This window comes from Thermoflexus hugenholtzii JAD2 (genome assembly GCF_900187885.1).
Lineage (GTDB): Bacteria > Chloroflexota > Anaerolineae > Thermoflexales > Thermoflexaceae > Thermoflexus > Thermoflexus hugenholtzii.
Genome location: NZ_FYEK01000044.1, coordinates 66,701 through 85,950, shown reverse-complemented (window position 1 = coordinate 85,950; position 19,250 = coordinate 66,701). Strand labels below are relative to the sequence as shown.

Sequence of the window (19,250 nt, the reverse complement as noted above, 5' to 3'; positions counted from 1 at the left end):
AGGTGAGGATCCGGAACGCCATCGGCTCCCCTCAGCCTTGAGGTTCGCCCGCTGAGAAAAGGAGGTTGCCATGTCCCGGTCCCATCGCTGGTCCCTCTGGGTAGCGCTGTTGCTGATCCTCACCCTGCTCCTGGCCGCCTGCGCCCAACCGGCCACTCCTGCCCCGGCCAAAAAGCTGGAGATTTTCTCCTGGTGGACGGCGGGCGGGGAGGCGGAAGGGCTGGAGGCGATGTTCACCGTCTATCGTCAGAAATATCCGGGCGTGGAGATCATCAACGCTGCCGTTGCCGGCGGCGCCGGCGCCCAGGCCAAAGCCGTGCTGAAGACCCGCATGCTGGGCGGCGACCCGCCGGATTCCTTCCAGGTCCACGGCGGGGCGGAGCTGATCGATACCTGGGTGAAGACCGGCTACATGGAGGACCTCACGGATTTGTGGAAGAGCGAGGGGTGGATGGACAAGTTCCCCAAGCAGCTGATCGACCTGGTCAGCTACGAGGGGAAGATCTACTCCGTCCCCGTCAACGTCCACCGGGGCAACGTCCTCTGGTATAACAAGAAGATCTTCGATCAGTATGGCCTGCAGCCTCCCACCACCTTCGATGAGTTCTTCCAGGTGGCCGAGGCCCTCAAGGCCAAGGGGGTGACCCCACTGGCCCTGGGGGACAAGCTGAAGTGGGAGGCTGCTCACCTCTTCGAGACGGTCCTCGCGGGCGTGCTGGGAGCGGAGAAATACCGGGGCCTGTGGACCGGCCAGACGCCCTGGACGGGGCCGGAGGTGGCCCAGGCCTTCGAGATCTTCGGGCGGATGCTGGATTACGTCAATGAAGACCATGCCGCCCACACCTGGGACTCGGCCACCCAGCTGGTCCTGGATGGCAAGGCGGCCATGACGATCATGGGGGACTGGTCCCACGGGTATTTCCTCTCGAAGGGAGCCAAGCCGGGCGTGGACTATGGATGGGTCCCTGCCCCGAACAACAAGGGGCTCTTCATGGTGGTGACCGACACCTTCGGCCTGCCCAAGAAGGCTCCCCATCGGGAGCAGGCCATCGCCTGGCTGAAGGTCTGCGGCTCGAAGGAGGGCCAGGAGGCCTTCAACCCCAAGAAGGGCTCCATCTGCGCCCGCCTGGACTGCGATCGCAGCAAGTTCGATGTATATCTCCAGTCCTCGATGGACGACTTCGCCCGGGACCAGCTGATCCCGAGCGAGGTCCACGGCTCGGCCGCTCCGGAGGGCTTCGCCACCGCCTTCAACGACATTATCTTTAACTTCGTGACCAGCCGGGATGCCAAGGCGGCCATGGAAGCCCTCCAGAAGGCCTGTGTGGAGAACAAGATGTGCAAGTGAGGTGAAGAAGAACCCTGCCGATGGCGTTCCGGGAAAGAAACGGGCGCGGCCCGAACGTGGGCCGCGCCCGTTGTGGTTTCGGGCCCCGGAAGCGCTTAGCCGCGCTCCTCGATGGGGATGTATTCCATGTGCTCGGGGCCGACGTAGAAGAAGCGCGGTCGGTAGATGCGGTTGTCCTTCCGCTGTTCCAGGGCGTGGGCCACCCAGCCGGCGATGCGCCCCACGGCGAAGATCGGGGTGAAGAGGGCGGTCTCAATGCCCATGGAGGCCATCACGATGCCCGAGTAGAAGTCCACGTTGGGCTGGATGCCCTTCTGGCCCAGCCGCTCGATCATCACCCGCTCGATCACCTCCGCCATCCGCAGCCACTTCTCCGTGCCGGCCCGCCGGGTGACCTCCAGGGCATACTGCTTGAGGATGTGCGCCCGGGGGTCATAGGTCTTGTAGACGCGATGGCCGAAGCCGGGGATCTTCTTCTTGCGGGCCAGGGCCCGGAGCACCCACGCCTCCGCGTTCTCCACCTCCCCGATCTCATGAAGCATGTGCATCACTTCCTCGTTCGCGCCCCCATGGAGCGGACCCTTGAGGGCGGCGATGCCTCCCACCACGGCCGAATACATGTCGCTCAGGGTGGAGGTGATGGCCCGCACGGTGAAGGTGGAGGCGTTGCACTCGTGATCCGCGTGGAGGATGAGGATGACGTCCATCACCCGGGCGTAGAAGGGGTCCGGCTCCTCCCCAAAGAGCATGTAAAGGAAATTGGCGGCGTGGCTCAGGTCGGGGCGGGGATGAACCGGGGGGAGGCCCTTGCGGGCGCGCCCGATGGCGGCCACCACGGTGGCGATGCGGGAGGTCAGCTTGATGGCCTCCCGCTCGTGGGCGATCATCGTGTCCTCTTCCGCGGAGTCGTCGAAGGCCGCCAGCATAGAGATGGCCGTGCGCAACACCGACATCGGATGGAAGTTGTAGCGACGCCCGGCCCGGGAGATGAAGTCATAGACCTCGTCCGGGATCTCCCGATACTGGCGGAGGCGCATCTTGTAGACATCCAGCTCGTCCTCGGTGGGGAGCTTGTCGTAGAGGAGGAGGAAGGCGGTCTCTTCGAAGGTGGACTTCTCGGCGAGGACCTCAATGGGGATCCCGTGATAGATCAGGCGGCCGGCGATTCCGTCCACGTAGCTTTTCACCGACTCCGCGACGATCACGCCTTCCAGGCCCTTGGCGAAGGAGACCTCGCCCGGCTTCCCGATATACTTCACTTCCTGGGGGGCTGCTGTCGTGGTCATGACAACCTCCTCGTTCGGTTCAGGTTCACCGGCCTCGCTGCCCCTCCCCCCTTCCGTTGTCCCAGATCCAGCGAGCGGCCCCTCCTTGCGATCCCCCTGTGCGGAAAAGCAAATCCTTTCCGCTCCACATCCATCTTAGCCCCAGCCGGAGCAGGAAGCAACTCCCCTTTTGACATCTCAGACCCTTAAACCCTCAGTTTGTGATAAAATTCACATACCGGCCCTCCGTTTGTCACTGGTCCCTGTGCCTCTCTTCCGGTAATTGTGAAGTGAGGGTGCTCCAGAGGATCCTGTGAGGAAGATGGCCTGCGCCTCCGGGGGTCCGGGTAAAATGGGGAGACGTGGTGCGCAGGTGGTTTGTGACCTTTTTGGGGCCTGAGCCCTCAGCTCAGCGGGGAGGATCCACGATGAACAAGATGACGGTGCGAGATGTCGATGTTCGCGGGCGCCGGGTCCTGGTCCGCGTGGATTTCAACGTGCCCATCGCCGACGGGAAGGTGACCGACGACACGCGGATCCGGGCGACCCTGCCCACGCTGCAGTATCTCCTCGACCAGGGCGCGGCCCTCATCGTGATGTCGCACCTGGGCCGCCCGAAGAAGCCCGACCCGGCCTTCAGCCTTCGCCCGGTGGCCGAGCGCCTGAGCGAGCTGCTGGGCCGCCCGGTCCAGATGGCCCCCGACTGCGTGGGCCCGGAGGTGGAGGCGATGGCTGCGGCCCTGCAGCCCGGCCAGGTGCTGTTGCTGGAGAACCTCCGGTTCCATCCGGAAGAGGAAAAGAACGACCCCGAGTTCGCCAGCCGGCTGGCCCGCCTGGGGGATCTGTGCGTGAACGACGCCTTCGGCGCAGCCCATCGCGCCCACGCCTCGGTCGAAGCCATCGCCCGTTTCATCCCAGTCGTCGCCGGCTTCCTCATGGAGAAAGAGATCCGTTACCTGAGCCAGGCCCTCACGAACCCGGGCCGGCCTTTTGTGGCGATCCTCGGGGGGGCCAAGATCTCCGATAAGATCGGGGTCATCGAGAGCCTGCTCGCCCGGGCGGATCGCGTGCTCATCGGCGGTGGGATGGCCAACACCTTCTTGAAGGCCATGGGCTACCGGGTGGGCGATTCGCTGGTGGAGGACGAGGCCCTGGAGACCGCCCGGCGCCTCCTCCAGGAAGGCGGGGAACGCCTGATGCTGCCGGTGGATGTGGTGATCGCTGACGCGTTCGCCCCGGATGCCCGGGCCCGGGTGGTGCCGGTGGATCAGGTGCCGGACGGATGGCGGATCCTGGACATCGGGCCGCAGACCGTGGCCCGCTATGCCGAGGAGATCCGGCGGGCCGCCTTCATCGTCTGGAACGGGCCCATGGGGGTCTTCGAGTTCCCGCGCTTCGCTGAGGGGACCTTCGCCATCGCTCGGGCCGTGGCGGAGAGCGGGGCGGTCAGCATTGTGGGCGGTGGAGACTCGGTAGCGGCCGTGCACGCCGCCGGCGTCGCGGATCGCATCACCCACATCTCCACCGGTGGAGGGGCCAGCCTGGAGTTCCTGGAGGGCCGCACCCTCCCCGGGATCGCCGCCCTCGCCGATCGCCCGTCCTCCTCGTAAGGCCTCAGGGATTCGGCATATGAACCGGGGGGCGCCCCTGAAGCCGGCGGACCGGCCATGGGTGCGGATGACCATGGGGGCCGCCCAGATCGTTGCGGACGCGGAGGCCCTCCATCTGATGCTGCTCCCCAGCCCCGGGGATCGCTATGCGGACGCCCAGCTCGATGATTATGGAGGCACCCGCTTCGTCTGGCGTCCGCCGGTTCGCCTGATCGTCGAGGCGCGCTTTTCCCATCCCGTGGAAACGCTGGTGGGGACAGCGGGGTTCGGGTTCTGGAACGCCGGGGTGATGCCGGGCGCGCTCATCGGCCCCCCCTCCGCGGCCTGGTTCTTCTTCGCCTCGCCTCCCTCCCGGATCGCGCTGTCCCCTGAGGATGTGGGGCGGGGCTGGCTGGCGATGGTGTGGCGCAGCCCGACCGGCCCCCGCCTCCGGATCCCCGCGTGGCTCCAGCAGGGCTTGTGGCGGCTCCTGAAGGCCCCACCCCTCGCCCGCATCGCCCTCTCCCTGAGCGCACGCTGGATGGCGGTCTCTCAGCGTCCTCTGGAGATCGATCTCATGGCATGGCATCGCTACGTCCTGCGCTGGGAACGCCGTCAGGTGATTTTCGAAGTGGATGGGGAAGAGGTCCATTGCGCGCCCTTCGCTCCCCCCGGCCCCTTGGGGTTCGTGGCCTGGATGGACAACCAGTTCCTGATCCTGGATCCTGTCGCCGGTCTTTCCGCAGGGCTCCTTCCGGTTCCCGCCCTTCAGGCTCTGGCGTTGCGTCGCGTGGAGATCGAGCCGGGTTGAGCCGCCCGCGACCGCGCACCGAGGACGCCTGCGTTTCCTGTTCTATAATGGGACGGGGGCGATGGTGGTGCGCAAAGAGCGCCGCACCACCATCGTGTTTTCCGATCGCCTGTCCACGTGCGGGGGGAGGAGCCCTCTATCCTGCCACGGCTTCGGGAGGGCTTGGGATGGTGGCGGTGCGCGCTTTCATCGCGGTGGAGCTGCCCGATTCGCTCCAGCAGCAGCTGGCGGAGGTGCAGCGTCGCCTGCGCCAGGAGCTCCGGGATCTCCCGATCCGCTGGGTGCGTCCGGAGAGCATCCATCTCACCCTGAAATTCTTGGGAATGGTCCCCGCCCCTCAGATCGATGAGATCATCGCGGCGCTGCGGGGGCTGACCCTGGAGCGCGGGCCTTTCATGTTCATAGTGGAAGGGCTCGGGTGCTTCCCGGATCCTCGCCATCCCCGGGTGATCTGGGTGGGGGTGTCCGATCCCACGCGGGCGCTGGCGGGCTTTCAGCGCTTGGTGGAGGCCAGCATGCAGAAGCTGGGGTATCCCCCGGAGGATCGGCCGTATCAGCCCCATCTCACGCTGGCCCGGGTGAGCCGGGATGCCACCCCTGTCCATCATCGGCAGATCGCGGAGGTGATCGCGCGAACCCCCGTGGGACAACTGGGGGAGGTGCGGGTGGAGGAGATCACCCTGATGCGCAGCGACCTCCATCCAGAGGGGGCGATCTACACCCCCCTCATCCGCCTTCCGTTGCGCGGGAAGGGGAACCCCGATTGAAGCCGCTCATCCCGACCCGGACGGCCCGGGGCTGCCTCTACTCCAGGATGTTCTCGATGAAGGAGACCTCCATGGGCCGACCCCGAGGGTCCAGGGACACAGCGGCCAGATCCACCCGCCAGCGGGGCTCCGGGCCTTCCAGCTGGCCCAGATAGGCCAGGGCTGTCTGCTGCAAGCGCCGGCGCTTGCGCGGGCTCAGGCTCTCCTCCGGCCGTCCGAAGCGGTCGTTGCGCCGGGCGCGGACCTCGATGAAAAGCAGCCAGCCCTCTCCCTCGGCGATCAGATCGATCTCCCCGAATGGGCAGCGCCAGTTCCGGGCCCGGATGCGGTATCCTTGAGCCTCCAGATGGGCGGCCACGAATGCCTCCGCCGCCGTCCCGAGGGCGCGTCGAGAGGCCCGGTGGGTCCTCATCGTTCCTCCGGCTGGCCCTTGAGTTGCAGGGGCACGTCGGCCAGGCGGAAGCCGTGCCCGCGAACCGTCAGGATGTAATCCCGCCCGGGGTCGACCTGGGCCAGACGCTCCCGCAGTCGACGGATCAGGGCGTCCAGGGCCTGTTCCGTCACCCCCCGCGGATCCTCCTCCGGCCAGATATAACCCACCAATTCCTCCCGGGAGACCACCGCGCCGTGCGCCAGGGCCAGACGCTCTAGGGCGCGGAACTGAGCCGGGGAGAGCGGCGGGTCCACCTCTCGGCCGTTCACCCACACTCGGCGGGCGGCCCGATCGATGATCAGGCCTTGGGAGAGCCAGGCGACAGGAGGGGATTCCAGGGGGAGCGTGGCCTCGGCGCTGATGAAACGCATGCGCACGCACAGGGCCAGCGCGATCTCATCTCCATCCTTCAGCCGATGAGGAACAAACGGGGGGAGCGCCTGGCCGTTGATGAACGTCCCGTTTTTGCTGCCCAGATCCTCGATGTAATAACCGTCGGCCTCCCGTCGGAGCCGGGCGTGCTGGCGGGAGATCTGGCGCTCGGGAAGGACCAGATCACAGCCCTCGCTGCGGCCGATGAGGAGCACCTCCTGGTCGATCGGCCAGCGATGCCCGGCCAGCTGCCCCTCGGTGATCACCAGCATCGGCGCCTCGGCCCCCGGCATGATCGATCCCTCCCCCATTTCTGAGGGGGTTCATCCGATCAACCCTCCATTAATTTTATACGTGCCGTTTGTTGCAGCTCCATCATGGGCTCGTTATAATTCCACGTGACCGACCGGGTCCTCCCGCTCATTCTCCGGGGCGCAGGCTGGGCGTCTCGCGCGGAGGGGATGGGAAGGCACTCCCGGTGGGGATCCGTCGGGATTCCGAAGAAGGAGGAGCCTACGGGTGCGGATCACGAGCGAGAGCCTCCCGTCACGCCAGGTGGCCCTGACCATCGAGGTCGAGCCGGAACGGGTGGAGCAGGCGATGCGCCGGGTCGCCCGGCGCTTCTCGGAGCGCTACGAGATCCCGGGCTTCCGCCGCGGTCGGGCACCCTATGAAGTGGTGCTCCGAACCTTCGGTCGGGAAGCGATCTTCGAGGAGGCGGTGGAGCTCCTCAGCCAGGAGGTCTACCGGGAGGCCCTGGATCAGCTCGGCCTGGATCCCTATGGTCCGGGCCGACTGGAGCAGATCCAGCCGGAGCCCCTCACCTTCCGGGTGATCGTGCCGTTGAAGCCCGAGGTCCGGCTCGGCGACTACCGGTCCCTGCGGGTGCCCTATGAGCCGCCGCAACCCACGGAGGAAGCGGTGCAGGAAGTCCTGGAGCGGTTGCGGCGGGACAACGCCATCATCGAGCCTCTTTCGGAGGGGACAGCGGAGCCCGGGATGATGGTCACGGTCGCCCTGCGGGCGAGGGACGCGGAGGGGAAAACCCTTCTGGAGGATGAATTCTCCTTCGTGCTGGGCCAGGAGGCCCCGCCGCTGCCCGGGTTGGAGGAGCGGATCGTCGGGATGGCCCTCAATGAGACGCGGTCCTTCGATCTGCCCTGGCCCGGGGATCCATCGCGGACGCTGCAGGTCGAGGCGACGCTCACCGGGCTCGCGCGCTATCTCCTTCCGGATCTGGATGACGCCCTGGCCCAGACGGTGGGGGACTTCGAGACCCTGGAGGATCTGAAGGCGAAGATCCGGGAGGATCTGGCGGTCCATCTCCGCCGCCAATATGACGCCGAATACGCGGAGCGGGCCCTGAAGGCCCTGGCCGAGCAGGCGGAGGTGGAGTTCCCCCCGCAGATGCTGGAGGAGGAGATCGACGATCTCATCGAGGATCTGGAGAACACGCTGCGTCGACGCGGACAGGATTTGGAGTCTTATCTGAAGGAGCGCAATCAGACGCTAGAGGCGTTGCGGGAGGAGCTGCGGCCTCAGGCGGAGCAGCGGATCCGCCGGGGCCTGATCCTGTATCAGCTGGCGCAGGAGGAGGGGCTTTCCGTCCCGGAGGAGGAGCTGGAGGAGGAGGCCGGTGCGGTTCGCCAACGGCTCCAGGTCTCGGAGGAGGCCTGGCAGCGCTTGAGGCCGACGGTGATGTCGAGCCTCCGGTCGCGGCTTCTGCTGAGCCGGGCGCTGGAACGCCTGGTGGCCATCGCACGGGGGGCGGTGTCCCCCATGATGGCGGAGGCCTCTCCGGCTCCTGAACCGGAGGCGGAGGAGGTGGTTCCCTCCTCTGTTGAACCCTCAGACCCCATGTGACGATTGGAAGGAGGCGGGCGATGGCTCGGGAAGGGTTGCCGGAGCTGCTGATCCCGATGGTGATCGAGAACACGGGGCGCGGCGAGCGGGTTTACGACATCTACTCGCTGCTGCTGAAGGAGCGGATCATCTTCCTGGGAACCCCCATCACGGATCAGGTGGCGAACCTGGTGGTCGCGCAGTTGCTCTATCTGGATCGGGAGGATCCGGAGGAGGAGATCCGGCTTTACATCAACTCGCCGGGCGGGCTGATCTATCCGGGCCTGGCCATCTATGATACCATGCAGCAGGTGCGCGCCCCCATCTCCACCATCGCGGTGGGGTGGACGGCCAGCATGGCCACAGTGTTGCTGGCGGCCGGCACCAAGGGCCGTCGCTTCGCGCTCCCCCATGCCACCATCCACATGCACCCGGCTGGCGGCGGAGCCCATGGCTACGCTCCCGACGTGGAGATCCAGTATAAAGAGCTGATGCGGATGCAAAACCTGATCTTCGAGTTGCTGGCCCGTCACACCGGCCAGCCGGTGGAGCGCATCGCCGACGATTTCGATCGGGATTACTACATGTCGGCGGAGGAGGCGGTCAAATACGGGATCATCGATGAGGTGCTGAAGCCGCCGCCGCACAAGGAGCTGCCGCCGCTTCCCACCCGGGCGGCCGCCACCCCAGACGGGCATAAGGAGTGACCGGGGATGCAACGCGCCCGCAAGGAAGCGCCCCGCTGCTCCTTCTGTCGGCGGGATCCGGAGGAGACGGGTCGGCTTCTGGCGGGCCCGGATGGGGTTTACATCTGCGAGGCGTGTGTGGAGCTCAGCTATCGAATGCTGCGGGGGGAGCGCCGGGAGGCCGGCCTCCCCCTGTCCGTTCCCTCGCGTCTTCCCTCCCCTCGGGAGATCTACGCTTACCTGGACCAGTATGTTGTCGGGCAGGAGCGGGCGAAGCGGGTGCTGTCGGTGGCGGTTTACAACCATTACAAGCGGATCACCAGCAGGGGACGCTGGGAGGATGTGGAGATCGAGAAGAGCAACATCCTGCTCATCGGCCCCACCGGCTGCGGGAAGACCCTGCTGGCGCGCACCCTGGCCCGCATCCTCGACGTCCCCTTCGCCATCGCCGACGCCACCTCTTTGACGGAGGCCGGTTACGTGGGGGAGGATGTGGAGAACATCCTCCTCCGGCTGATCCAGGCGGCCGACTACAACCTGGAGCGGGCGGAGAAGGGCATCGTATACATCGATGAGATCGACAAGATCGCCCGCAAATCCGGCGACAACCCTTCCATCACCCGGGATGTCTCGGGGGAGGGCGTGCAGCAGGCCCTTCTCAAGATCATCGAGGGGACCATCGCTAACGTCCCCCCGCAGGGCGGGCGGAAGCATCCCCACCAGGAGTTCATCCAGATCGATACCACCAACATCCTCTTCATCTGCGGCGGGGCCTTCGAGGGGCTTTCGAAGATCATCGCCGAGCGCCTGGGGTTGCGCGGGCACATCGGCTTCCCCGGCGAGGTCAGAGCCCGGGGGCGGATCAGCCTGTCGGAGGCGGAGCTGCTGCAGCAGGTGGCCCCCGAGGATCTCATCCGCTTCGGCCTGATCCCGGAGCTGGTGGGGCGGCTGCCGGTGGTGATCCCGGTGGATCCCCTGGATCGGGAGGCGCTGAAGGCGGTGCTGACCCGGCCCCGCAACGCCCTGGTGAAGCAGTTCCAGCGGCTGTTCGCCCTGGACAACGTGGAGCTGATCTTCACGCCGGAGGCCATCGAGGCGGCTGCGGAGGAGGCGCTGCGCCTGGGGACGGGAGCCCGGGCCCTGCGGGCCATCCTGGAGCGGACGCTGTTAGACGTGATGTATGAGATCCCCTCTCATCCCCACATCCGTCGTTGCATCGTCACCGCGGAAGCCATCCGGGGGCAGGCGATGCCCCTGCTCCTGACGGAGTCCGGCCAGCCGGTGGAGCTGCGCCGGGCCGCCTGACCGGCTCAGGCTGGACGCCGGAAGGTCCGGCGCACGATCTCCAGCCCCTCGGCCAGCCGATCCACCTCCTCCATGGTGTTGTAGAGGTAGAAACTGGCCCGGGCGGTGGCGGTGAGGCCCAGTCGCTCATGGAGCGGCATCGCGCAGTGGTGGCCGGCCCGGATACAGATGCCCTCCCGATCCAGGATGGTGGCGATGTCGTGGGGATGGATGCGATCCATAGCGAAGGCCACCACGCCGCCGCGCTCCGCAGGGGGAGGCCCCACGATGCGAAGGCCGGGGATCTCGCTCAAGCGCTCCATGGCGTAGGCGGCCAGGGCCTGCTCATGGCGGTGGATGGCCTCCAGCCCGATTTGGCTCAGGTAATCCACTGCCGCCCCCAGCCCGATGGCCTCGGCGATGGCCGGGGTTCCCGCTTCGAACTTGTAGGGCAGCTCGTTCCATTCCGCGCCCTCGAAGGTGACCCGGCGGATCATGTCGCCGCCACCCAGGAAGGGGGGCATAGCCTCCAGGAGCTCGCGCCGCCCCCACAGCACCCCGATCCCGGTGGGGCCGCACATCTTATGGCCGGAGAAGGCCAGGAAATCGCATCCCAGCTCCTGGACGTTCACCGGGAGATGCGGAACCCCCTGGGCGCCGTCCACCAACACGACAGCCCCCACCGCGTGGGCCTTCTCGATGATCGGACGGAGGGGGTTGATGGTCCCCAGCACGTTCGACATCATCGTCACCGCCACCAGCCGGGTCCGCTCGGTGATCAACGCATCCAGCAGATCCAGCCGCAGGCGGCCTTCCTCGTCGATGGGGATATATCGGATGCGGAGCCCCTTCTCCTGCGCCACCAGGAACCAGGGGACCAGGTTGCTGTGGTGCTCCATCTCCGTGAGGAGGATCTCGTCTCCCTCCCGCAGGAAGGGGCGGGCCCAGGCGTAGGCCACCAGGTTGATGGCCTCGGTGGCGTTGCGGGTGAAGATGATCTCTTTAGGGGAGGCGGCGCCGATGAAGGCGGCGATCTTGCGCCGGGCCTCCTCATACAGGGCGGTGGCCTGCTCGCTCAGGCGGTAGACCCCCCGGTGGACGTTGGCGTGGGTGGTGCGGTAATAAGCGTTCATCGCCTCGATCACCGGGATGGGCTTCTGAGAGCTGGCCGCGCTGTCCAAAAACACCAGGGGTTTCCCGTTCACGGTCTGGTGGAGGATGGGGAAATCCGCCCGGATCCGTTCCACATCCAGGATGGCTTGTAGCCCCACGCTTCCCATAGGGGTCCTCCCCACATGTTCCCCGGATAAACGTTCCCCTGTAAGGGCCGGGCCGTCCTGCATCAATGCTCCCTAATCCCCTATTTTAGGTGAATCGGGTAGGGGCGACCCCCCTCCCGGATCGCCCCTACTCCTCCTCCGGTGGCACGCCCAGCTTGCGGTGGATGATATGATCCGCTTGGCGCCGGACATCGGCCACGGGGATACGGTCCAGGACGGGTGCGAAGAACCCCTCCACGATGAGCCGCGTGGCGACCGTCCGGGAGAGGCCGCGGGACATCAGATAGAAGAGCTCTTCCTCGTTGATCTGGCCGACGGTGGCCCCGTGGGTGCAGCGCAGATCGTTGGCCATGATCTCCAAGCCGGGGATGGAGTCTGCCCGGGCATGGGGGGAGAGGATCAGGTTGCGGTTGGCTTGGTAGGCGTCGGTCTTCTGGGCCCCGGGGTGTGCCCGGATCATCCCCTGCCAAACGGAGCGGGCTCGATCCTTCAGGGCGACCTTGTAGAGCAGATCGCTTTTGGTGTAGGGCGCGATGTGATCCTGCTCGGTGTCGTAGTCGGCGTGTTGCTGGCCGTCCAGGAAGAAGACGCCAGACATGTAGGCCGTGGACCCGCGGCCGATGAGAGCGGCCTCCAGGAAGGTCTTGGTGACGCCGCCTCCCATCCCCACCACCACCCAGTCCAGGGTGCTGTCGCGGTCCACAAAGGCCCGCTCATGGGTGAAGTTCCACATGTAACGGCCCCAGTTCTGGAGGGCGATGTAGGTCAGGTGGGCGTTCTCCTTCACGTGGATCTCCACCGTCCCGTTGTGGAAGGCGGCCCCCACCTCGTCGTCCGCCAGGCGCTCGTCGATGAAGGTCACCCGAGCGCCCGGCTCCACCACGATCAGGATGCGGGAGATGTCGGTCGGCAGCTCCCGCAGGCCGATCACCGCCCGCAGGGGCAAGGGGACCTCCAGATCCCGCGGCACATACAAGAAGATGCCATTGCGCCAGAAGGCACTGTTCATCGCGGCGAAGAAGCCATCCCCCGGCCGGACCACCTGCCCCAGGTAAGGGGCGACGAGATCGGGATGCTCTCGGGCTGCGGTGATCAAATCGGTGAAGATCAGGCCCCGGCGGCGCAGGCGCTCATCCAGCCAGTGCAGAGCCACCCCGCTGTCGAGCAACAGCAGCCCCCCCGACAGGTCCTCGCTCGGCTCCACGATTTGGCGCATCCCCAGGGCCGGGGAGGATCCGTCCGGGAAAAGGACGGTGGCCAGCTCTTCCACAGCCAGGGCCTGGATGTCGGTGCGCCGCCATGCTTCATCGGTCGGGCCGGGCTTGGGGGTCTCCCGCAGGATCTCCCAGGCCTCCCGGCGGGCTTGCCGGAGCCAATCGGGTTCCTCCCGGGCGGCCAGGAAGGCCTGGAATGCCTCCGGCCCGATCCCCCGGGCCGCTTCGCGAATCTTCGATGCTTCCGCCATTGCGGATCTCGACCTCCTGTGGGGTTATGGGTGAAGATGATCCGTCTGGAAGCTCCTGAGCGGAACGGTCCAGGCGGACGGCGAGGTCCCGGGTCCCCGGGGCGCCCCGGCGATGGATCACTGCCGGGGCGCCGCCGGTGCCCGGCCTCCTCCTGCAACCCCGGTGGTTTAACCCACCGAGCCGGACATCTGCAGGCGGATGAGCCGGTTCATCTCCACGGCGTATTCCATGGGCAGTTCCTTCACCAGGGGCTCGACGAAGCCGGTGACGATCATCGCCGCCGCCTCTTCCTGGGGGATGCCCCGGCTCATCAGATAGAAGAGCTGCTCGTCGCTGATCTTGCTCACCGTGGCCTCGTGGCCGATGGTGACGTTGTCCTCCTCGATCTCCATATACGGATACGTGTCGGAGCGGGAGATCTCATCCAGGATCAGGGCGTCGCAGTTGACGCTGACCGTGGATCCCTCGGCGCCCGGGTAGACCCGCACCAAGCCCCGATAGGAGGTGCGCCCCCCGTCCTTGCTGATGGACTTGGAGATGATGCGGGAGCGGGTGTGGGGAGCGGCGTGGATCGCCTTCCCCCCCGCGTCCTGATGCTGGCCGCGGCCCGCAAAAGCGATGGACAGGATCTCCCCGCGGGCCCCCGGCTCCATCAGGTAAACGCTCGGGTATTTCATGGTCACCTTGGACCCCAGGTTGCAGTCGACCCATTCCATCACCGCATCCCGGTAAACCACCGCTCGCTTGGTCACCAGGTTGTAGACATTGGTGGACCAGTTCTGAATCGTGGTGTAGCGCACCCGGGCACCCGGCTTGACGATGATCTCCACCACCGCGCTGTGCAGGGAGTCCGTGGTGTATATTGGAGCAGTACAACCCTCTACATAATGAACGAAAGATCCTTCCTCCGCGATGATCAGCGTTCGTTCGAACTGGCCTACGTTCTGGGCGTTGATGCGGAAGTAGGCCTGAAGCGGGAGATCCACGTGGACCCCCGGCGGCACGTAGATGAAGGAGCCGCCGGACCAGACGGCGGAGTTCAGGGCGGCGAACTTGTTGTCGTCGGGCGGGACCACCGTCCCGAAGTATTCCCGCACCAGGTCCGGATACTCCCGCACCGCCGTGTCGGTGTCCACGAAGATCACGCCCAGCTTGCGCAGGTGCTCCTGGAGGTTGTGGTAAACCACCTCGCTTTCATACTGTGCGCCCACTCCGGCCAGGAACTTGCGCTCGGCCTCGGGGATGCCCAGGAGCTCGAAGGTGCGCCGGATCTCCTCCGGCACCTCGTCCCACGAGCGGCTCTTCTTGTCGGTGGGCTTGATGTAGTAGTAGATGTCATCGAAATTGACCCCCGAGAGGTCCGCCCCCCAGGTGGGCATGGGCTTGGCGAGGAAGATCTCCAACGCGCGCAGGCGGAACTCCCGCATCCAGTCGGGCTCCCCCTTCAGCCAGGAGATCTCTTCCACGATCTCCCGGGAGAGGCCCTTGCGGGCCTTGTAGACGTAACGCTCGGGCATTGCGAACCCGTATTTATACGTGCCCAGCTCGCTCAGATCGAAGGTCTCCGCCGCCATGATCCCCCCTCAGGCCGTGGGTTGCTCGGCAAACTGCTCTCGCAGCCACTCGTAGCCCTTCTCCTCCAGCTCCAAGGCCAGCTCCGGCCCGCCGGAGGCCACGATGCGGCCGTTATACATCACGTGAACGAAGTGAGGCTTCACGTAGTTCAGGATCCGCTGATAGTGGGTGATGAGCAGGATCCCCATGTGGGGGCCGAAGATCCGATTGATCCCCTCGGCCACCGTGCGCACCCCGTCGATGTCCAGCCCCGAGTCGGTCTCATCCAGGATGGCCATCTCCGGCTGCAACACGGCCATCTGGAGGATCTCCAGGCGCTTCTTCTCGCCGCCGGAGAAGCCGTCGTTGACATAACGGGTGGCAAAGGACTCTTCCAGCCCCAGCATGGCCAGCTTCTCCCGCAACAGCTTACGGAACTCTGGGATCGGGATCCCTTTGTCCTCAGGGTTCAGGCGCTTGCGGCGCTCGTTCAGCGCCGTGCGCAGGAAGTTGGCCACCGTGACCCCCGGCACCGCCACCGGATACTGAAAGGCCAGGAACAGCCCCAGATGGGCCCGCTCATCGGGCGGCAGCTCCAGGACGTTCTGCCCCTTCCAGAGCACCTCCCCCCGCTCCACCGTGTAAGCGGGATGTCCCATCAGGACGTAGGCCAGGGTGGTCTTGCCGGAACCGTTCGGGCCCATCAGGGCGTGGATCTCCCCCTTGCGCACTGTTAGATCCACCCCCCGCAGGACCGGCTTGCCCTCCACACGGACGTGGAGATCCCGGATGATCAGCGCGTCCTCCATCGCTCTCCCCCTCACGGGTAGACTCAGGCTTCATCTTACCACGCCCGTCCGTGTTTGTCAATACTTTTCATAAAAATCTGCAAAATTGACAGGAGGCGGGAAACCGGCTAAGATGGGGATGATGCGGACTCCCGGCAGGGCGGATTCCTGACCCGATGCCTGGGGAAGGTGGGCGATCGATGAGCCAGACCCGACAGCAGATCCTGCAGCGTTTAAAGGAACGGGGACGGATGACCGCGGCGCAGCTCGCCGAGGAGCTGGGGCTTACGCCGGTCACCGTCCATTATCATCTGAATATCCTGCAGCGTCAAGGGTTGGTGGATGCGCAGGTGGAGCGGCGGGGGGTGGGCCGGCCCCGGCTGGTGTTCTTCCTGCGGGAGGAGGCCCTCTCCCAGTTCCCCCAGGGTTACCATCGCCTGGCTGCTCGTCTGCTCAACGAGCTCAAATCCCGTCTCCCCGAGGAGGAGATCCACCGTCTCTTCATCGCCATGGCGCAGGAGATCGCGGTGGAGCATGGGGAGCGGGTGCGGGCCTGCCGGACTCTGGAGGAGAAGCTGGAGGCCCTGGTGGAGCTGCTGGGGGAGGAAGGTTTCCTGGCCCGATGGGAGCGCCTGGGCAATGAGCTCCGCCTCCATCAATACAATTGCCCTTACAATTATGTGGTCCATCATCATCCTGAGGTGTGCGACCTGGATCGAACCCTCATCGCCCTTACCCTGGAGGCGGACGTGGAGCGTTCCAGTTGCATCCTGAGCGGCGATCTCTGCTGCACCTTCATCATCCGAACCGCCGCGCCTTCGTCCGTCAGCTTCCAGAGGGAGGAGCCCTCCTATCCCTCCGCCGCGTGAGGCGAGGGTGGGAGGCGCGCTCCCCGAAGTCGAGGGCCGTTCCCCTGCCTCCACCCCCGAACATCCTTTTTGAGGAGGTCTCCGATGCCGGAGAACGAGGTGGCTCCCCTGTCCGCTTCTCCCGCTGGATCCGAGGAGGAGCTGATCCAGAAGATCCGTGAGGCCCTCCGCACCGTGGTGGACCCGGAGATCGGGATGAACGTGGTCTCCCTGGGCCTGATTCGCAACATCGAGGTCCAGCCGGATTTGGTGCAGATCACCATGATCCTCACCACCCCCTTCTGCCCCGCCGGCCCCTACCTGCTGGAGCAAGTGCGTTACGTGACGGAGCAGGTGACCGGCCGGCCGACGAAGGTCACCCTGAGTATGGAGATGTGGGATCCCTCCATGATGGAGGAGGATGCTCTGGCAGAGTGGGGGATGTGGTGAGGTGCCCGGATCTCATCGGGGGGTTGCAAGAACCACGTATCGGTCCGGGGGCCTGAGCGTTCCCCATTCCACCGTCGCCCGCTCCCCGCTGGCCAAATCATAGAGGCCGAGGCGGAGGGCAGCGGGCCATGCTCCCGGGGGGAGCGGGCGGCGGTCGATCACCCAATCCCCGGCCCGCCATGCCTCGGTCGGTGCCAGCCCACCGGCCATCGGCCCGTCGGCCTGTCCGAGGAGCTCGCCCTTTTCGTCCAGCAAATGGACGAACACATGCCATCGGCGCTCCGGCGAGGCCAGGGCCTCCCAGGCCAGGATCAGCTCCCCGGCCTCCCGATCGATCCGCCAGCCGCGCAGCGCGATCCGCCCATCGAAGCGCGGGCTGGGCTCCAGGATCTCCAGGGGAGGTGCCTCCGCATACGCGCGGTCGGATATCCCATGAACCCGCCAGATTTCGTGGAGGGGGACCCAGGCGAGATCCTCCCGGAACACATACACCGCGTGATCCTCCAGAGCGTCCCGCAGCTTCGAGAAATCGATGGGCGGGGCGGGGGTGAACCAATTGGGATAAAGCGCCTCTAAGCGCCGGCTCTCCACCCATCCCGGGGGCCGGCCCGTGAGATCCGGGCCTCCGTTTAGTCGGATATACCGGGCCAGCTCCCGGTCCGTGGTGATGAGCACGGCTCCTGCGCCCCCATAGATGTAAGGATAAAAGCGAGCGCGGAACCAGCGGTAGCCCACGTTGTAGGGGAGGTTGACGTAGAGGATGGGACGATCCCCGGCCTCCCGGGCCGCCGCGGCCATCCCCCGTAGGATGTGTGTGGCGTCCCGGTAATACCCCAGCGAAGCGACGGTGACGAGGGTGGAGACGAGGAGCGTGATGCCCAGACCTGCTCCCACCAGCCCTCGCCCGCCGGCCCCGCGTTGCCGCCCGCCTTCCACGACCGCGGCCCAGGCCATGGCGCTGCCCACGCCGGGGATCACCAGCATCCGCGGGTAATTCATCATCCCGGAGGCCGGGCCCCAGAACAGCAGGGATGGGGTGATGCTGACGGCGAACCATCCCAGTCCCAGGGCGACCAGCCGGCGAGGCCGGGCGATGGCCATCATCGCTACGGTCACCCCCAGCCCCAGGCCCAGGAAGGCCCAGTCCCCCGGCCGCAGGGCTCGCAGGAGGATCGGCCGTGGCCCGAAGAGGGCCTCCCAGAGCGGCCGGAGCGCCGGCCCCAGGGGATACAGCCAGCCCTGAACGGCGTAGAGGCTGCTTTCCAGGGCGAAAATAGGCAACGCCAGCACCCCCGGATCGCCCCGCGGACGAGTCCGCCAGAAGAGCATGTAACCGGCCCCCAGGGCGAAGCCGGCGAGGATCAGGGGACGAAGGCCCTGGAACCGTCCCGGACGCCATCGCTCCAGCAGGAGCAGCAGGGCGGGCCAGACGATGCCGGTCTCGTGGGAGAGGATGGCCGCCAAATAGGCCCCGAGGGCGAGGAAGGCGTGTCCCCACCGAAGGGGCCGACCCGGTCGGAGGGCGAGGGCAGTGGCGCTCAGCATCCAGAGGAGCGCCAGGCTGTGCACCGATCCCATCACGAAGGCGATGGCCTCGTGGGCGAAGGGGAGCAACCCGAAGAGCGCCGTGGCGCTCCACGCCGGGGCCCGAGGGACGTCAAGCCGTCGCAGAATCGAATAGAGCAGGGAGACGTTTACCAGATAAACGCTCAAGGTGAGGAAATGGAAAATCGCCCCCTGAAACCCAAACACACGCCCGACGAGCCAGAAGAGCGACATGGAAAGAGGCCGGTAGTGCAAGAGCCCCTCCGCGCTCTGGAATAGCGCGAGGGGATCTCGAGGGGCGATCACGGTCAGGAGCAGGTCATCTGAGAAAAAGCCGACGGAGAGGACCGGCATATACAGGGCGAAGAGGAGTATTAAAAGGAGGCCTCCGATCCCCAGCGTGTGGAGGCGCGAGAGGACCGAGAGGCCCGAGGGAGCGGAAGCCTTCTCTGGGGATGGGAGGTTGGCCAGGGCGCGGGAAGGCGCGATCTCTCCATCCGGGAAGCTCCGAACAGAGGGGTCAGCGAAAGCGGGCACCGAGGGCCCACAGGGGTGGGCCGAAGAGGGCCAGGCCGATCAGCACAGCGGCGATGGCGCACAGCAGGACCATCCCCGCCGACACGTCCTTGGCGATCCGGGCCATCGGATGGAAGGCGGGGCTGACGAGGTCCACCACCGCTTCCAGGGCCGTGTTGAACAGCTCCGCCGCCCATACCATGGCGATGGTGAGCAGGAGGACGGCCCAGCGGAGGGGGTCGAACCCGAGCAGCCCGGCGAGGGCGATCACCAGGATCGTAATCGCCCCATGGATCCGCAGGTTCCGCTGGGTCCGCCAGGCGTAGCGCAGCCCGGCGAAGGCGAAGCCGAAACTCTCCCATAGGGTGCGCGCGCGCACGACCCTATTCCTCCGGATGATGGGCGG

The 19,250-nt window shown here is 66.2% G+C and carries 18 protein-coding genes; 9 read left to right on the top strand and 9 right to left on the bottom strand.

Features of this window, described 5'->3' with window-relative positions; genetic code table 11:
* Nucleotides 1–70: 70 nt before the first annotated feature.
* Nucleotides 71–1,348: an ABC transporter substrate-binding protein gene (locus CFB18_RS10735; protein WP_088571801.1), complete on the top strand. Its 1,278-nt coding sequence runs from the start codon at nucleotides 71–73 to the stop codon at nucleotides 1,346–1,348.
* 95 nt (nucleotides 1,349–1,443) lie between these two features.
* On the opposite strand, the gene CFB18_RS10730 is transcribed toward CFB18_RS10735, so the two are convergent.
* Nucleotides 1,444–2,634, bottom strand: a complete 1,191-nt coding sequence (locus CFB18_RS10730; RefSeq protein WP_200808176.1) for a citrate/2-methylcitrate synthase — start codon at nucleotides 2,632–2,634, stop codon at nucleotides 1,444–1,446.
* A 407-nt stretch (nucleotides 2,635–3,041) separates the two neighbouring features.
* Between CFB18_RS10730 and CFB18_RS10725 the strand changes: the two genes are divergently transcribed.
* From CFB18_RS10725 to thpR, 3 genes are all read left to right on the top strand, one after another.
* A complete protein-coding gene (locus tag CFB18_RS10725; RefSeq protein ID WP_088571800.1) occupies nucleotides 3,042–4,223 on the top strand; it encodes a phosphoglycerate kinase in 1,182 nt (393 codons plus the stop codon).
* A 19-nt stretch (nucleotides 4,224–4,242) separates the two neighbouring features.
* Complete coding sequence (locus CFB18_RS15355) at nucleotides 4,243–5,013, top strand: hypothetical protein (protein WP_159461707.1); 771 nt, start codon at nucleotides 4,243–4,245, stop codon at nucleotides 5,011–5,013.
* Nucleotides 5,014–5,180: 167 nt separating this feature from the next.
* A complete protein-coding gene (gene thpR, locus CFB18_RS15350; RefSeq protein ID WP_159461706.1) occupies nucleotides 5,181–5,780 on the top strand; it encodes an RNA 2',3'-cyclic phosphodiesterase in 600 nt (199 codons plus the stop codon).
* Nucleotides 5,781–5,817: 37 nt separating this feature from the next.
* Here thpR and CFB18_RS10715 read toward each other — a convergent pair whose 3' ends face one another.
* Together CFB18_RS10715 and CFB18_RS10710 are read right to left on the bottom strand one after the other, a co-directional pair.
* Nucleotides 5,818–6,192 carry a YraN family protein gene (locus tag CFB18_RS10715; protein ID WP_088571798.1) on the bottom strand — a complete coding sequence of 125 codons (375 nt, stop codon included), beginning with the start codon at nucleotides 6,190–6,192 and terminating at the stop codon, nucleotides 5,818–5,820.
* Nucleotides 6,189–6,878: an FHA domain-containing protein gene (locus tag CFB18_RS10710; protein ID WP_159461705.1), complete on the bottom strand. Its 690-nt coding sequence runs from the start codon at nucleotides 6,876–6,878 to the stop codon at nucleotides 6,189–6,191. The genes CFB18_RS10715 and CFB18_RS10710 overlap by 4 nt, the downstream gene beginning before the upstream one ends.
* Before the next feature lie 226 nt (nucleotides 6,879–7,104).
* Between CFB18_RS10710 and tig the strand changes: the two genes are divergently transcribed.
* Genes tig through clpX form a run of 3 tightly spaced genes read left to right on the top strand, consistent with a single transcriptional unit; the run spans nucleotide 7,105 to nucleotide 10,418 of the window.
* On the top strand, nucleotides 7,105–8,448 hold the full coding sequence (tig, locus tag CFB18_RS10705) for a trigger factor (RefSeq protein ID WP_088571796.1): 1,344 nt from the start codon (nucleotides 7,105–7,107) through the stop codon (nucleotides 8,446–8,448).
* A gap of 20 nt (nucleotides 8,449–8,468) precedes the next feature.
* On the top strand, nucleotides 8,469–9,134 hold the full coding sequence (locus tag CFB18_RS10700; protein ID WP_088571795.1) for a ClpP family protease: 666 nt from the start codon (nucleotides 8,469–8,471) through the stop codon (nucleotides 9,132–9,134).
* 6 nt (nucleotides 9,135–9,140) lie between these two features.
* Nucleotides 9,141–10,418: an ATP-dependent Clp protease ATP-binding subunit ClpX gene (clpX, locus tag CFB18_RS10695; RefSeq protein WP_088571794.1), complete on the top strand. Its 1,278-nt coding sequence runs from the start codon at nucleotides 9,141–9,143 to the stop codon at nucleotides 10,416–10,418.
* A 5-nt stretch (nucleotides 10,419–10,423) separates the two neighbouring features.
* Here the strand turns inward: clpX and CFB18_RS10690 are convergent, their stop codons facing one another.
* The 4 genes from CFB18_RS10690 to sufC form a co-directional block, all read right to left on the bottom strand.
* Nucleotides 10,424–11,677 carry a cysteine desulfurase gene (locus tag CFB18_RS10690; RefSeq protein WP_088571793.1) on the bottom strand — a complete coding sequence of 418 codons (1,254 nt, stop codon included), beginning with the start codon at nucleotides 11,675–11,677 and terminating at the stop codon, nucleotides 10,424–10,426.
* A gap of 127 nt (nucleotides 11,678–11,804) precedes the next feature.
* On the bottom strand, nucleotides 11,805–13,142 hold the full coding sequence (sufD, locus tag CFB18_RS10685) for a Fe-S cluster assembly protein SufD (RefSeq protein ID WP_088571792.1): 1,338 nt from the start codon (nucleotides 13,140–13,142) through the stop codon (nucleotides 11,805–11,807).
* A gap of 168 nt (nucleotides 13,143–13,310) precedes the next feature.
* Entirely contained in the window at nucleotides 13,311–14,717 is a 1,407-nt protein-coding gene (gene sufB, locus CFB18_RS10680; protein WP_088571791.1) for a Fe-S cluster assembly protein SufB, read from the bottom strand.
* A gap of 9 nt (nucleotides 14,718–14,726) precedes the next feature.
* Entirely contained in the window at nucleotides 14,727–15,506 is a 780-nt protein-coding gene (gene sufC, locus CFB18_RS10675) for a Fe-S cluster assembly ATPase SufC (protein ID WP_088571790.1), read from the bottom strand.
* 179 nt (nucleotides 15,507–15,685) lie between these two features.
* Here sufC and CFB18_RS10670 point away from each other — a divergent pair, with 179 nt between their 5' ends.
* Nucleotides 15,686–16,354 carry a helix-turn-helix transcriptional regulator gene (locus CFB18_RS10670; RefSeq protein WP_159461704.1) on the top strand — a complete coding sequence of 223 codons (669 nt, stop codon included), beginning with the start codon at nucleotides 15,686–15,688 and terminating at the stop codon, nucleotides 16,352–16,354.
* Nucleotides 16,355–16,438: 84 nt separating this feature from the next.
* Nucleotides 16,439–16,783, top strand: coding sequence for a metal-sulfur cluster assembly factor (locus tag CFB18_RS10665; protein ID WP_088571788.1), 345 nt, complete (start codon nucleotides 16,439–16,441; stop codon nucleotides 16,781–16,783).
* Between the two features lie 12 nt (nucleotides 16,784–16,795).
* Here the strand turns inward: CFB18_RS10665 and CFB18_RS10660 are convergent, their stop codons facing one another.
* Nucleotides 16,796–18,865, bottom strand: coding sequence for a hypothetical protein (locus tag CFB18_RS10660; RefSeq protein WP_143597588.1), 2,070 nt, complete (start codon nucleotides 18,863–18,865; stop codon nucleotides 16,796–16,798).
* Nucleotides 18,849–19,223, bottom strand: coding sequence for a diacylglycerol kinase family protein (locus CFB18_RS10655; RefSeq protein ID WP_200808175.1), 375 nt, complete (start codon nucleotides 19,221–19,223; stop codon nucleotides 18,849–18,851). Before CFB18_RS10655 ends, CFB18_RS10660 begins: the two co-directional genes overlap by 17 nt.
* Nucleotides 19,224–19,250: the final 27 nt, after the last annotated feature.

Excerpts from the sequence above, each read along its gene's own strand:
- CFB18_RS10735 (WP_088571801.1), top strand. The coding sequence starts at position 71 with ATGTCCCGGTCCCATCGCTGGTCCCTCTGGGTAGCGCTGTTGCTGATC.
- CFB18_RS10730 (WP_200808176.1), bottom strand. The coding sequence starts at position 2,634 with ATGACCACGACAGCAGCCCCCCAGGAAGTGAAGTATATCGGGAAGCCG.
- CFB18_RS10725 (WP_088571800.1), top strand. The coding sequence starts at position 3,042 with ATGAACAAGATGACGGTGCGAGATGTCGATGTTCGCGGGCGCCGGGTC.
- CFB18_RS15355 (WP_159461707.1), top strand. The coding sequence starts at position 4,243 with ATGAACCGGGGGGCGCCCCTGAAGCCGGCGGACCGGCCATGGGTGCGG.
- thpR (WP_159461706.1), top strand. The coding sequence starts at position 5,181 with ATGGTGGCGGTGCGCGCTTTCATCGCGGTGGAGCTGCCCGATTCGCTC.
- CFB18_RS10715 (WP_088571798.1), bottom strand. The coding sequence starts at position 6,192 with ATGAGGACCCACCGGGCCTCTCGACGCGCCCTCGGGACGGCGGCGGAG.
- CFB18_RS10710 (WP_159461705.1), bottom strand. The coding sequence starts at position 6,878 with ATGCCGGGGGCCGAGGCGCCGATGCTGGTGATCACCGAGGGGCAGCTG.
- CFB18_RS10700 (WP_088571795.1), top strand. The coding sequence starts at position 8,469 with ATGGCTCGGGAAGGGTTGCCGGAGCTGCTGATCCCGATGGTGATCGAG.
- clpX (WP_088571794.1), top strand. The coding sequence starts at position 9,141 with ATGCAACGCGCCCGCAAGGAAGCGCCCCGCTGCTCCTTCTGTCGGCGG.
- CFB18_RS10690 (WP_088571793.1), bottom strand. The coding sequence starts at position 11,677 with ATGGGAAGCGTGGGGCTACAAGCCATCCTGGATGTGGAACGGATCCGG.
- sufD (WP_088571792.1), bottom strand. The coding sequence starts at position 13,142 with ATGGCGGAAGCATCGAAGATTCGCGAAGCGGCCCGGGGGATCGGGCCG.
- sufB (WP_088571791.1), bottom strand. The coding sequence starts at position 14,717 with ATGGCGGCGGAGACCTTCGATCTGAGCGAGCTGGGCACGTATAAATAC.
- sufC (WP_088571790.1), bottom strand. The coding sequence starts at position 15,506 with ATGGAGGACGCGCTGATCATCCGGGATCTCCACGTCCGTGTGGAGGGC.
- CFB18_RS10670 (WP_159461704.1), top strand. The coding sequence starts at position 15,686 with ATGAGCCAGACCCGACAGCAGATCCTGCAGCGTTTAAAGGAACGGGGA.
- CFB18_RS10665 (WP_088571788.1), top strand. The coding sequence starts at position 16,439 with ATGCCGGAGAACGAGGTGGCTCCCCTGTCCGCTTCTCCCGCTGGATCC.